Below are 12,874 nucleotides of genomic sequence, written 5' to 3' on the forward strand. Positions count from 1 at the left end.
GGTCGGGCGAATCAGGGGTCCCCGAAGGAACCGCCGACCAGACTTCCCGGCACACCAGGGGTCAATTTATCCGCTCGCCAGGTCTTCGGCAACAGCGGCCGCACCGGACCGGCGAAGCTCGGCCGTCACCTCGAGCACCTGGGCTCGGAACCACGCGTGCCCGGCGTCCCGCTCCCGGGAGGCGTGCCACCACATCGCCATCCGGGTGTTCATCGGACCACCCCACGGCGTGAGCACGCGGGCACCGCCCAGCGCGCCGAGACGCTCGGCGATGCGTCGTGGGATCAGCGCGACGTGCTGGGCGGAGCCGGCGAGAAGCATCGGCACCACGGCGTAACTGGGCAGCACGACCCGCACCCGGGGCTGGATGCCCCTGGCCTCCAGGGACGCGATCACCGAGGGGGCGTGGAACGAGCTGATCCAGTGCATCTCGCCGAGTCGCTGCGGCGTAGCATCTTCTGAGCTCAAGAACGTGTCATTGCCTGCCACGAGGACGATTTCGTCTTCCCAGAGATCGACTGCCGGATGCCCGGCCAGCTGCCCTCGGGGCATCAGGAGCACGTCGACGGCCCGCAGCGTGGCGTCGACGTCGTGCAGCGCGGCGTCGGTCAGCGCCACCAGCTCCAGGCCGAGGCCCGGAGTGTGCCCCAGCCGTGGGAGCAGCCGCTCGCCCAGCAGCACCATGGCTTCGTCGGCAGCCATCACGGTGAACACCCGGCGCGAGGTGGAAGGATGGAAAGTGCTGGCCAGAAGCACGGATTCGACAGCGGCCAAGGCCTCCTCCACTGCCGGCCGCAGGCCTGCGGCCAAGGGTGACAGCTCGTAGGCGGTGCCGTTGCGCACCAGCAGCGGATCGCCGAAGTGGGCCCGCAGACGACGCAGGGCCGCGCTGGCCCCGGACTGCCCCAGGGAGAGACGGGCCGCGGCCTGGGTGACGCTGCGCTCGCGCAGTAGGGCCCGCAGGGCGGTGAGCAGGTTGAGGTCGAGCGCGGCCAGTGCGTCGGGGCTTTCATCGCTGCCGGTGATGCCGCCATGCCCGGAATTCATGCCTTCTCCGTCCTTGCCGCATCGTCGCGGGCCCGCCTAACGTGCCTGCACCGGGCCCGCTTCCGCAAGAGGCCAGGAACGCCCTCGCACCCTATATGAAACGATTCACCCATCGTCTCTGGAGGATCCTCCGATGAGAGCGCGACAAAGACGTCAAGCGCCCGCCCGCCGCCGACTGGGCACGGCCGGTGCCCTGACGGCCAGCACGACCCTGGCGCTCGCCCTGTTCGGCCTTCCGGCCGAGGCCGCCGACCATCGTTCCCCCGCACATGATTTCGTGGCGGGCTTCAAGGCCGCCGACTCCTCCTACGGGGCGATGTTCCGCTGGTGGTGGCCCTCCTCGGTAGAGGCCTCGACCGCGGTCGAGCAACTGCGCGAGGTGGCCGAGGCCGGCTACAAGGGCGTCGAGATCGCCATGGTGATGGACGGCACCGACTACGTGGTCGACCCGGGTGAGCACGAGTACGGCGACGCGAACTGGCGGGCCGCCGTCCAGGCCGTGCTGACCGAGGCCCAGCGCCTCGACGTGCAGGTCGACCTCACCCTGGGCAGCCGCTGGCCGGCCGCGGTTCCCGGTCTGGACGTCTCCGACGACGCGGCCAGCCAGGAACTGGTCACCGGCAGCGCCGTGGTCGCGGCCGGCCAGGCCTACCGCACCGACCTGCCCCGACCCGCCGCCCGCACCTACGCCGAGCGCAGGGTCGAGAACGGCAAGGTCGTCACCACGACCAAGACCTCGGTGCCCACCTACGTCACGGCCACGGCCACCCGATGTGTCGCGTCCTGCACCGAGAAACAGCCCCAGCTGGACCTGACCACCGTCACCGACCTCAGCGGCTCGGTGAAGGCGGGCAAGGTCTCCTGGACCGCGCCGAAGTCCGGTACCTGGATGGTGACGAGCTACTGGAAGCGCGGTACCGCCCAGCGCAACGACGCCCCCTTCGGTGAGACCGTCTCGCCGCTGTCCGAGCCCGAGTCCCGGGTGGTCAACCACCTCGACAAGGCCGGCGCCGAGCAGTTCATCGCCTACTTCGACGGCCTGCTCGACCAGCGCACCCGCCAGCTCCTGAAGGCCAACGGCGGATCGATCTTCGAAGACTCCCTCGAGCTCAGCGGCGCCCAGTTGTGGACCCGCGACTTCCGCTCCGCCTTCCGCCGGGTCAGCGGCTACTCGCTGGACCCGTACCTGCCGGTGCTGGCCCGCACCGCCCCGGCCAGCCCGTTCGCCGCCCCCACCCCGGTGTACAGCTTCGCCAAGGGCCAGGACCAGGTCGGTGAGCGGCTGCAGCACGACATCGACGCCACCATCAGCGAGCTCTACCTGGGCAACCACGTCACCCCGATCCAGGCGTGGGCCAACCGGCTCGGCCTGAAGTTCCGGGCCCAGCCCTACGGTGAGCCGATCGACCTGGGCGACGCCGCCCAGAAGCTCGACATCACCGAGTGCGAGTCGCTGGGGTGCTCGGAGTCGCGGATGCGCACCTCGGCCAGCAGTGTCGCCCTGGCCGGGAAACGCGTGGTCAGCAGCGAGATGCTGCCCGGTGGCTTCGGCAACCTCTACGGACTCACCCAGGCCCAGATCGTCGCCCTGGCCAACCGCGAGTACGCGCTGGGCACCAACCAGATGGTGTTCCACGGCCTGCCCTACCCCACGATGCCGCCCAGCGCCGACGGTACGATCACCGACTCCGCCGCCTACTGGCCGGGTTTCCACGGTTTCGGCAGCAACATCGGTGAGGCGTTCGGCCCCCGTCAGCCCTCCTGGACGATGGAGAAGGAGCTCGCCGCCTACTACTCGCGCATGCAGCAGGTGCTGCAGACCGGCCGGGCCCGCTACGACATCGCCGTGCTGAACCAGACGTTCGGCGCCGACGAGCCCAGCCACGACGGCTCGTTCCTGGTCAAGGCCGGGTACACCTACGGCTACGTGACCCCCGGCGCCCTGGACCAACTGTCGGCCTCCGACGGCTACCGGGCCCTGGTGCTCGACGACTCGCCGATGTCGCTGGAGACCGCCGGCGAGGTGGCCCGGCTGGCCCGCTCCGGTCTGCCGGTGTTCTTCGTGGGCGGCACGCCCGAGCACACCGTCGGCTACGCCGCCTCGGCCGCGAAGGCGGCGAAGAACGACGCGGCTCTGCAAGCGGTGTTCGAGCGACTGGGCAACCGGGTGACGGTCGTCGCCGACGACGCCGCGGTGACCGCCGGACTGGCCAAGCGGAAGGTCAGGCCCTCCGCCGACATCGCCGACCGGGCCGTCCACTCGGTCCTGCGCACCGAGAAGGGCGTCAGCTACTACGTTCTGGTGAACACCGGCGACAAGGACGTCGAGACCACCGCCGATCTCGCCGGAACCGGCTCCCGCCGCTACGTCCTCGACCCCTGGACCGGTGAGGTCACGGCCGCGGGGAAGAAGATCGCACTCGACGCCGGAGCCGCCACCATCATCGTCCTCGCCGACCGCGACTGGGCCACCACTCGTCCTCGATCGACCCAGACCGAGGGCTCCGGGACCGAACTCGCGGACTGGACGCTCACCCTGGACGAATGGCTCCCCGGTGAGAGCGGCGACTCCTCAGCCACCACCCGCCACCGGGAACACGTCATCAAGAACGTGCCCCTGGTTTCGTGGACCCAGATCCCGGAGATCAAGGACGCCGTCGGCGTCGGCTCCTACACCACCACCTTCACTGCTCCCTCCACCGGAAAGGCCGATGGAGCCGTCCTTGATCTCGGCGCCGTCGCCGGCTCGTACCAGGTGTTCGTCAACGGGAAGCAGGCTCAGCCGGCCGACCAGCTGAGCTCCCGGATCGACCTCGGCAACGCCGTCCGTCCGGGTCAGAACACGCTGACCGTCAAGGTCGCCGTGCCGTTGCTCAACCAGCTGCGCGTGCACCGGCCGAAGGAGTTCGGCGAGCGCAAGCCCACCACCAACGGCCTCCTCGGGCCGGTGACGCTCCGCACCACCTCCTCCTGATCCACTGACTGCGGGCAGGTCCCCGGCGCCATCGGCCGGGGACCTGCCTGCAGGTTTGCCGGAACTCGGAATGCCCGTTTGGGTATGGGAGGGCAGATCCTCTGCCGACGAGTCCGAGGAGGACCACGACGTGACGTTCCGGGTGAGGCCGAGGCAGTCCAGGACGGCGGTGGCGATCGCCCTGGCCGCCCTGCTCGTGACCGGGTGCAGCGGCGAGAAGGGGGAGTCGGCCGCTCCGGCCCCCTCGGCCGGTGCGCCGAGCCCGGCCGCCGACCGGGCCCAGCTCGAACAGGCCGGCGAACAGGCCGGGGCCGAGGGCTTCGGCGCGCTGCTGTGCGAGTCGGTGCAGAGCGCGGTGCAGGCCGGCCAGGCCACCGGCGATGCGCTGAGCCCGGTGCTGAACAGCATCCTCACCGGCGCCGAGCGCAGCAGCGACAGCGTGAAGGACGCCGACATCGACGCGACCATGACCGCGCAGTGCCCGAAGGTCCGTACCGACGCCCTGGCCACGGCCGAGGTGGATAGCCTGAAAGACCTTGTGAACAGGTGAGTATCAACTGGCTCGCCTTCCTGCCCACGGTCCTGCTGATCTCCCTGATCCCGGGGGCCAGTCAGCTGCTCGGGCTGCGTAACGCACTGCGGCACGGGGCGACTCCCGCAGCCGCGGGTCTGGCCTCCCGCCTGACCGCGTTCGGGTTGCTCATCGCCCTCGTGGCCGCGGGTTTCGGGGCAGCAGTGGCCGCCTCGGCCACCGCGCTGGAGACGATCAAGTGGGTCGGCGTGGTCTATCTGGCCTGGCTCGGGGTGACGTCGCTGTGGCAGGCGCGGCGTGGTGGCGGGGCCACCGAGTTCGGCGCGCCCCGACCGGTCCCCAGCGGGTGGCGGCCGGTGGTCACCGGCGAGTTCCTGGTCGCCCTGACCAATCCCAAGGCGCTGCTGCTGTTCGCGGCGCTCCTGCCGCAGTTCACCGGCGGTCAGGCCGACCGCGCCCCGCTGCAGCTGGGCCTGCTCGGCCTGGCCTATCTGGTCATCGAGGGCCTGGTCGGGCTGCTGTACATCCTGGCCGGGCGAAGGCTTCGGGGCGGCGGCATCTCGGCCCGGGTCCAGCGCCGGGTGGACGCCGGCTCCGGGGTGCTCTTCCTGGGCCTGTCCGGGCTGCTCGCGGCCGAGGACGTGGCCTGAGCGGGGACACCTCACATTGCCCGGTATGCGCCGCGGCGTGAACATTGCCCGATCGGATGGGGTTCACGTCACCCGGAGGCGCGAAGATGAGCCAGGCGCACGAGAACCGGACCACGAGCACCGAGGCACCCGAGCGGCTCACCGGATCGGTGGTCGTGGTCGCCCTGGTGTCGGCCGTCTCCGGCCTGCTCTACGGCTACGACACCGGCATCATCTCCGGGGCCCTGCTGCAGATCGGTGAGGACTTCGACATCGGCTCCGGCTGGGAGCAGGTGATCGCCGCGTCGATCCTGGTGGGCGCGGTGATCGGCGCGCTGAGCTGCAGCTGGCTGGCCGAGCGGCGCGGTCGCCGGGGCACCCTGCTGCTGGTCGGCGTCGTGTTCGTGGTGGGGGCGGTGGCCGCATCTCTGGCCCCCACCCCGTTCCTGCTCTCGATCAGCCGTCTGGTGCTGGGTTTCGCGGTCGGCGGGGCCACCCAGACCGCCCCGGTCTACGTGGCCGAACTGGCCCCCACCGCCTACCGCGGGCGGCTGGTGCTGTTCTTCCAGATCGCCATCGGCGTGGGCATCGTCATCGCCACCGTGGTCGGGGCCAGCGAGAGCGTGCCGTGGCGGCTGTCCATCGGGGTCGCGGCCGTCCCGGCGGCCCTGATGTTCCTGCTCATGCTCCGCCTGCCGGAGAGCCCGCGCTGGCTGTTGCGCAGCGGCGACGCCGATGCGGCCCGGGCCGCGCTGGCCAGTGTCCGGCCCCCGGAACGCGATCTGGAGCGTGAGTTCGGCGAGATCCGCGAGAACGTGGAGGCGGAACGGGACGCCGGCACCCGCGGCTGGTCGGGCCTGCGGGCGGCCTGGGTGCGACCGGCCCTGGTGGTCGGGTGCGGGCTGGCGGTGTTCACCCAGCTGTCCGGGATCGAGATGATCGTCTACTACTCCCCCACGATCCTGACCGACAACGGCTTCTCCGACTCCACCGCCCTGCGCGTCTCGGTCGCCCTGGGCCTGACCTACCTGATCGCCCAGCTGATCGGCCTGGCCGTCATCGACCGGGTGGGCCGTCGCCGCCTCACCCTGATCACCCTGCCCGGGGCCGCGGCCGCCCTGTTCGTGCTCGGCGCCTTCTTCGCCACCGGCAACGACGGCAAGTCGATGATCCCGTGGATCGTCGGCACCCTGATCACCTTCATGGCCTTCACCGCCGGCGGCATCCAGCTGATGGGCTGGCTCACCGGCTCGGAGATCTACCCGCTGGCCACCCGGGCGGCCGGGGCCGCGGCCCAGTCGGCCGCCCTCTGGGGCACCAACGTCCTGATCACCCTGACCCTGCTCAGCATCATGCGCACGATCGGCACCGGGCCCACCTTCTGGATGTACGGCCTGTTCAACGTGGCCGCCTTCGTCTTCCTCTACCGCACCATGCCGGAGATGACCGGTCACAGCCTGGAGGAGATCGAGACCCGGCTGGAGGAGGGCCGGTTCACTCCAGCCGGTTTCGCCCGGTAGGACCTACGAACCGGGCGCCACGACAGCGACGAAGACACTGCTCGCGCTGATCCCGGCCACCGTGCGGCGTACCGCCTCACCGGCGGCCGCGGCCCCCCACTCGCCCTTCTGCAGCTCCTCCCCTCGCCGGTAGACCGGGCCGGACCACGGGATGTCCCGGTTCAGCTCGGGCAGGCTGCCGCTGGCGAACAACAGGGCCCCCAGCGCGGCGGTACGGGCGTCCGGCTCGGCCCCGTCGACCAGGCCGGCCCGGACCGGGGCGAGCACGGCGGCCCGGCGCGCGGTGGGCCCTTCGGTGAGCGACGAGGTGGGCAGGATGCCCAGCACCCGGCGGCGCTCGCGGGTGATGTCACCGCGCTCGAGGACCCGCTCGAGGACCTGGCTGCGCAGGCCGGGCCCGAACTCGTTGATCAGCAGATGGACGTCGGTGGGCCGGTCGGCGACACGGTCCCACACCGGGCGCAGCAGCGGGTCGGCCGGCGGCTCGTCGCCGGCCGGGTGCACCTGCTGCCCCTTGAGCGTGGTCCGCCCGTCGATCTCGATCCGCTCCTGAACGGCGAGATCCACCAGCACTGCCCCGGCGAGCACGTGGAACAGCTTCTGCCCCTCCCCGGCGAAGGTGCCCGAGCGAGGGTCGAACAGCAGGAGCAACAGGTCCTCGGCGAGCGCGGGCGAAGTGGGCAGGCTCATCCGGTCGACCTCCGGTAGGCGGGACAACGTGGTCAAATCTGCCGGATGTGCCGCCGTCCGCACGTCCACAGACCGACAACTGATCGTTTAGCCTGCTGATCGGGAAAACTTTGGAAAACCGACTGCCGGAGGAGCCGCGCCAAACCGTTGCCAGCGCCGTCAGCCCGCCTATAAGCTGGCCAAAGTTACCCTGAAACGTTTCACCCGCTGGGCTCAAAGGAGAGTCGCGTGCAACCTGTTCAGTCCTCGCGCCCGGCCCCGCCCAGCGCGTCCGGTCACTGCTCCACCTCAGGCACCCTGCCACCCACCGGTGGCCCGCCCGAGCAGCAGTACCTTCCCCTCCCCCGCCGGCGAACCACGCTGTCCGCCGGGGAGCCATGCGTACCGGTAAGCCCGACCCGCCGGATTCGCGTAGTTGGCAGAAAGCCGCCGACGTCACGATCAGCCCGACCGGGGCCGACCGGGCGACCCGGGCCACATTCGGGCCCGCTCCCCCTGCACACGCGCGCAGCATAGGCGCGCGCCGCCCGCCGACGGTTGCCATTTCGTGACCGAACCCGTTGTCACACAGCTCTTTTCGCAGTACCGGCGAGGGAACCGCGTGCTATACAACAGATTCGGCGAATCCCGGCCCGCCACCCCCGCCCGCCGAACGATGCAAACCGTTGCTTGACAGCGGTTCACCCCGACCCTACTTTCAGCATTTGAATCCTTTCAACGAGGCAAGGTGCTCATGGACAGCCCATCGCAGGCCGCCCTGCAGTTAACGGAAGTGTCGAAGTCCTTCGGCCCCGTGGTCGCTCTGCGGTCCGGCAGCCTGAAGGTCGACGCCGGCTCGATCCACGCCCTGGTCGGCGAGAACGGCGCCGGCAAGTCCACTCTCGTCAAGATCGTGGCCGGCGTGCACCGCCGCGACGGCGGCGAGTTCCTGCTCGACGGCCGCCCCGCGGACTTCACCTCCACCGCCGAGTCCAAGGCGGCCGGCGTGGCGGTCATCTACCAGGAACCCACCCTGTTCCCCGACCTGTCGGTCACCGAGAACATCTTCATGGGCCGGCAGATCCTCGGCCGGATGCGGCGGATCGACAAGGCCGCGATGTACGCCGAGGCCGAGCGGCTGTTCCGGGGCCTGGGCGTGAACATCGACCCGCGCCGGCCCGCCCTCGGCCTCTCGATCGCCGACCAGCAGATCATCGAGATCGCCAAGGCGATCTCGCTGGACGCCAAGGTCCTGATCATGGACGAGCCGACGGCCGCCCTCTCCGGGGTGGAGGTCGAGCGGCTGTTCACCGTCGCCCGGCAGCTGCGCGACGAGGGCCGGGCCCTGGTGTTCATCTCGCACCGCTTCGACGAGGTGTTCGAGCTGTGCGACACCGTCACGGTGATGCGCGACGGCTCCTACATCGGCACCCGCCCGATCGCGGGGACGACGGTCGCCGAGATGGTCAACCTGATGGTCGGCCGCGAGGTCGCCGAGCTCTTCCCCAAGCAGGAGACCGAGATCGGCGAAGAGGTGCTGAAGGTCGAGAACCTGCAGTCCGCCGGGGTCTTCCACGACATCTCGTTCTCCGTGCGCCGGGGCGAGATCGTCGGCCTGGCCGGCCTGGTCGGGGCCGGGCGCAGCGAGATCGCCCGGGCCGTCTTCGGGGTCGACCGCTACGACAGCGGCACGGTCACGATGAAGGGCGAGGCGGTCGCCCCGAAGAACCCGCGGGCGGCGATCCGCTCCGGCATGGCCTTCATCCCGGAGGACCGCCGCAAGCAGGGCCTGGTCACCGAGGCCTCGGTGGCCGAGAACGTCGCCGGGGTCATCCGGCGCAACCTGGCCAAGGCCGGCCTGCTCACCCGGGCCGCCGAGAACAAGGCCGTCGGCCCCTGGGCCGCCCGCCTCGAGGTCAAGACCAACGCCCTGGACGCCCCCGCCCGCACCATGAGCGGCGGCAACCAGCAGAAGGTGGTCATCGCCAAGTGGCTGGCCACGAATCCCGACCTGCTGATCATCGACGAGCCCACCCGGGGCATCGACGTCGGCACCAAGTCCGAGGTGCACCGGCTGCTCTCCGAGCTGGCCGGGCAGGGCATGGCGATCCTGATGATCTCGTCGGAACTGCCCGAGGTGCTGGGCATGGCCGACCGGGTCCTGGTGATCAGCGAGGGCCGGCTCACCGCCGACCTGCCCCGCACCGAGGCGACCCCCGAACGCGTGATGCACGCCGCCACGTCCGGCGCCACGTCCGATGCCGCCAGCCAGGAGATGGCCTCATGAGCCCCACCACCTCCGAGCACACGGAGACCACGACGCTGCTCGTGGAGCCCAGCTCGATGTCCCACCGGGACCGGCTGATCCGCACGATCCTGCGCTCCCGGGAACTGTCGGTCGCGATCGTCCTGCTGCTGGTCGTCGCCGCTGCGGCGATCAAGAGCCCGGACTTCGTGTTCAGCTCCACCGGCTGGCGCGACCTGCTGCTGACCCCGTCGATCATGCTGCTGCTGGCGGCCGGGCAGACGGTCGTCATCATCACCCGCAACGTCGACCTGTCGGTCGGCTCGATCCTGGGCCTGACCGCCTGGCTGACCGGTGACCTGTTCATGTCCTACCCGGGCATGTCACCGGTGCTGGCCTTCCTGGTCGGCACCGCCGCCGGCGCCGGCCTGGGCCTGGTCAACGGCGTGCTGGTGGGCTACGGCAAGGTGCCCGCCCTGGTGATCACCCTGGGCACCCAGTACATCTTCCGCGGAATCGTGCTCACCTGGGCCGGTTCCAAGCTGATCAGCGCCTCGCAGATGCCCAAGGGCTTCCTCGACCTGGGCACGGCCCAGATCCTCACCATCCCGGTGCTGTTCATCGTGGCCATGGTGATCGTGGTGGCGGTGGGCTACTACCTGCAGACCGCCAAGTCCGGCCGCGAGCTCTACGCGGTCGGTTCCGACCCCGAGGCCGCGGTCCTCTACGGTCTGGCCGTGCGCCGCCGGGTGATCGGCGCGTTCGTGCTCAGCGGCGCCCTGGCCGGCCTGGCCGGCGTCATCTTCGCCGCCCGCTACGGCACGGTCAGCTCCAGCGCCGGCACCGGCATCGAGTTCCAGGCCGTGGCCGCCGCGGTGGTCGGCGGCGTGGCCATCTTCGGTGGCTCCGGCACCGCCTGGGGCGCCGGCATCGGCGCGGTGCTGCTGGTGACCATCAACAGCGCCCTGCCCATGGTCGGCATCTCCGAGTTCTGGCAGCAGGCCCTGGTCGGTGCCCTGATCATCGCCGCCATCGTGCTGGACCGGGTGCTCGCGGCCCGGCAGGCGCGCAAACTGATCGAAGCGAGGGACGAGGCATGAGCACCGCAGCTCCGGAAACCGCTCAGCGGACGTACCCCGCCTACTCGCAACCCCTCTGGCGCCGCCTGCTGGCGAGCCGGGAGGCCGCCGTCGTCGCGATGGTGCTGATCGTCTACTTCTACGGCTACAGCAACATCCCGTACTTCGGCGACACCCTGACCCTGACGTACATCCTGATCGACATGACCACCATCCTGCTCATCGCCCTGCCGATGACCCTGGTGATCATCACCGGCGAGATCGACCTGTCGATCGCGTCCGTGGTCGGCCTGTCCAGCGCCGTTCTCGGGCTCCTGGTCCAGGACGGGGCCCCGATGGGCCTGGCGGTGCTCGTCGCCCTGCTCGTCGGGGTGGTGTGCGGGGTGTTCAACGGGTTCCTGGTGGCCTACGTCGGGCTGCCCTCGCTGGCCGTCACGATCGGCACGCTGGCCCTGTACCGTGGCATCGCGGTCGGCCTGCTCGGCACCGAGGCGGTCACCGACTTCCCCGCGAACTGGACCGAGCAGACGTCCAAGGTCCTGGGTTCCACCGGGATCCCCACGTTCATGCTGGTGTTCGCCGTCCTGGCCGCGATCTTCGTGGCGCTGCTGCACTTCTCGCCGTTCGGCCGGGGCATCTACGACATCGGGCTCAGCCCCGAGGCCGCGGAGTTCTCCGGGGTGAACGTGCAGCGCACCAAGCTGATCCTGTTCGTCCTGACCGGTACCGTGGCCGCCCTGGCCGGCATCTTCTTCACCCTGCGCTTCGGCAGCGCCCGCGGCGACAACGCCACCGGGCTGGAACTGCAGGTCATCGCCGCGGTCCTGCTCGGCGGGGTGTCGATCTTCGGCGGCCGGGGCAAGCTGGCCGGCGTGATCGCCGGGGTGCTCCTGATCGGCGTCATCTCCAGCGCCCTGCGCCTGGAGGGCATCACCGTGAACGTCATCAACATCATCATCGGGCTGCTGCTCGTGCTGTCCGTGCTCTCCCCCAGTCTCCTGGCGTGGGTCTCCTCCGTGAGCAACCAGCGTTCCAGGCGCAACAGCTCCACCGGTCCCTCCCCTGCTCCCGCTTCACCCGCTTCACCCAATTCACACTGACGTGAAAGGAACCACCACCATGAGCACCCTCACCCGTCGTAGCACCCTGCTCGGTGCGATCGGCCTCACCTTCGCCATCGCGGTCACCGGCTGCGGCAAGGCCGACACCGGCGAGAGCGATTCCGGCAGCGGCGGTTCCGGCTCCGGCGAGAAGGCGCTGAACATCGTCTTCCTGCCGAAGAACCTGGGCAACCCGTACTTCGACGCCAGCGACGCCGGCGGCAAGGCCGCGGTCGAGGCCCTGGGCGGCAAGTTCTCCGAGGTCGGCCCGCAGACCGCCAGCCCGGACGCGCAGGTGCAGTACATCAACACCGCCGCGCAGCAGAAGGCCAGCGCGATCGTGATCTCGGCGAACGACCCGAAGGCGGTGGGCTCGGCGCTGACCCAGGCCCGCGACGGCGGCACCAAGGTCGTCACCTTCGACTCCGACACCGAGCCGCAGTACCGCGACCTGTTCATCAACCAGGCCTCGCCCGAGGGCATCGCCAAGGCCCAGGTCGACGGTCTGGCCGAGCAGATCGGCGACAAGGGTGAGATCGCGATCCTGTCGGCGGCGGCCAACGCCACCAACCAGAACGCCTGGATCAAGCTCATGGAGGAGGAGCTGAAGGCCAACCACCCCGACATCAAGCTGGTCGACACCGTCTACGGCAACGACGACGACCAGACCTCCTTCGACAAGACCGCGGCCCTGCTGCAGACCCACCCGAACCTGAAGGGCATCATCTCCCCCACCACGGTCGGCATCGCGGCGGCGGCCCGCTACCTGTCCACCTCCGAGGCCAAGGGCAAGGTCGCGCTGACCGGCCTGGGCACGCCGAACCAGATGCGCTCGTTCGTCGAGGACGGCACGGTCACCGAGTTCTACCTGTGGAACCCGACCGACCTGGGCACCCTGGCCGCCTATGCCGCGGCCGCGCTGGCCAACGGCGAGATCACCGGCAAGGAGGGTGACAAGTTCACCGCCGGCGACCTCGGCGAGTACACCGTGGGCGCGAACGGTGAGGTCCTGCTGGGCGAGCCGACCGGCTTCAACAAGGACAACATCGGCGACTTCGACTTCTGATCGTCGTCTGACC

The 12,874-nt window shown here is 70.1% G+C and carries 10 protein-coding genes; 8 read left to right on the forward strand and 2 right to left on the reverse strand.

The window, feature by feature from the left end; translation table 11 throughout:
* Positions 1 to 66 precede the first annotated feature (66 nt).
* Complete coding sequence (locus QSK18_RS12160; protein ID WP_232810887.1) at positions 67 to 1,047, reverse strand: LysR family transcriptional regulator; 981 nt, start codon at positions 1,045 to 1,047, stop codon at positions 67 to 69.
* A gap of 133 nt (positions 1,048 to 1,180) precedes the next feature.
* Here QSK18_RS12160 and QSK18_RS12165 point away from each other — a divergent pair, with 133 nt between their 5' ends.
* From QSK18_RS12165 to QSK18_RS12180, 4 genes are all read left to right on the forward strand, one after another.
* Complete coding sequence (locus tag QSK18_RS12165) at positions 1,181 to 4,021, forward strand: glycosyl hydrolase (protein WP_285618864.1); 2,841 nt, start codon at positions 1,181 to 1,183, stop codon at positions 4,019 to 4,021.
* 130 nt (positions 4,022 to 4,151) lie between these two features.
* Positions 4,152 to 4,571, forward strand: a complete 420-nt coding sequence (locus QSK18_RS12170; RefSeq protein ID WP_285618866.1) for a hypothetical protein — start codon at positions 4,152 to 4,154, stop codon at positions 4,569 to 4,571.
* Positions 4,568 to 5,203: a LysE family translocator gene (locus tag QSK18_RS12175; protein ID WP_232810881.1), complete on the forward strand. Its 636-nt coding sequence runs from the start codon at positions 4,568 to 4,570 to the stop codon at positions 5,201 to 5,203. Before QSK18_RS12170 ends, QSK18_RS12175 begins: the two co-directional genes overlap by 4 nt.
* An 86-nt stretch (positions 5,204 to 5,289) precedes the next feature.
* The gene (locus QSK18_RS12180) at positions 5,290 to 6,702 is read left to right on the forward strand and encodes a sugar porter family MFS transporter (RefSeq protein ID WP_285618870.1); all 1,413 of its coding nucleotides are present in this window, start codon (positions 5,290 to 5,292) and stop codon (positions 6,700 to 6,702) included.
* A 3-nt stretch (positions 6,703 to 6,705) separates the two neighbouring features.
* Here the strand turns inward: QSK18_RS12180 and QSK18_RS12185 are convergent, their stop codons facing one another.
* Positions 6,706 to 7,392, reverse strand: coding sequence for a GOLPH3/VPS74 family protein (locus QSK18_RS12185; RefSeq protein WP_285618874.1), 687 nt, complete (start codon positions 7,390 to 7,392; stop codon positions 6,706 to 6,708).
* A 733-nt stretch (positions 7,393 to 8,125) separates the two neighbouring features.
* On the opposite strand from QSK18_RS12185, the gene QSK18_RS12190 reads away from it, so the two are divergent.
* From QSK18_RS12190 to rhaS, 4 genes are read left to right on the forward strand one after another with little or no spacing between them, the layout of a single operon-like run.
* Positions 8,126 to 9,658 carry a sugar ABC transporter ATP-binding protein gene (locus QSK18_RS12190; RefSeq protein WP_232810874.1) on the forward strand — a complete coding sequence of 511 codons (1,533 nt, stop codon included), beginning with the start codon at positions 8,126 to 8,128 and terminating at the stop codon, positions 9,656 to 9,658.
* Positions 9,655 to 10,716, forward strand: a complete 1,062-nt coding sequence (locus QSK18_RS12195) for an ABC transporter permease (protein WP_232810872.1) — start codon at positions 9,655 to 9,657, stop codon at positions 10,714 to 10,716. The genes QSK18_RS12190 and QSK18_RS12195 overlap by 4 nt, the downstream gene beginning before the upstream one ends.
* A complete protein-coding gene (locus QSK18_RS12200; RefSeq protein ID WP_232810870.1) occupies positions 10,713 to 11,795 on the forward strand; it encodes an ABC transporter permease in 1,083 nt (360 codons plus the stop codon). Before QSK18_RS12195 ends, QSK18_RS12200 begins: the two co-directional genes overlap by 4 nt.
* Before the next feature lie 19 nt (positions 11,796 to 11,814).
* Positions 11,815 to 12,861, forward strand: a complete 1,047-nt coding sequence (rhaS, locus tag QSK18_RS12205; RefSeq protein WP_232810868.1) for a rhamnose ABC transporter substrate-binding protein — start codon at positions 11,815 to 11,817, stop codon at positions 12,859 to 12,861.
* The last annotated feature ends 13 nt before the right edge of the window (positions 12,862 to 12,874 follow it).

The sequence above is a fragment of the Kineosporia sp. NBRC 101677 genome (genome assembly GCF_030269265.1).
Taxonomy (GTDB): Bacteria; Actinomycetota; Actinomycetes; order Actinomycetales; family Kineosporiaceae; genus Kineosporia; species Kineosporia rhizophila.

Bases quoted from the DNA above. Each gene is read 5' to 3' on its own strand.
- rhaS (WP_232810868.1), top strand. From the start codon at position 11,815: ATGAGCACCCTCACCCGTCGTAGCACCCTGCTCGGTGCGATCGGCCTC.
- QSK18_RS12185 (WP_285618874.1), bottom strand. From the start codon at position 7,392: ATGAGCCTGCCCACTTCGCCCGCGCTCGCCGAGGACCTGTTGCTCCTG.
- QSK18_RS12180 (WP_285618870.1), top strand. From the start codon at position 5,290: ATGAGCCAGGCGCACGAGAACCGGACCACGAGCACCGAGGCACCCGAG.
- QSK18_RS12190 (WP_232810874.1), top strand. From the start codon at position 8,126: ATGGACAGCCCATCGCAGGCCGCCCTGCAGTTAACGGAAGTGTCGAAG.
- QSK18_RS12165 (WP_285618864.1), top strand. From the start codon at position 1,181: ATGAGAGCGCGACAAAGACGTCAAGCGCCCGCCCGCCGCCGACTGGGC.
- QSK18_RS12200 (WP_232810870.1), top strand. From the start codon at position 10,713: ATGAGCACCGCAGCTCCGGAAACCGCTCAGCGGACGTACCCCGCCTAC.
- QSK18_RS12160 (WP_232810887.1), bottom strand. From the start codon at position 1,047: ATGAATTCCGGGCATGGCGGCATCACCGGCAGCGATGAAAGCCCCGAC.
- QSK18_RS12195 (WP_232810872.1), top strand. From the start codon at position 9,655: ATGAGCCCCACCACCTCCGAGCACACGGAGACCACGACGCTGCTCGTG.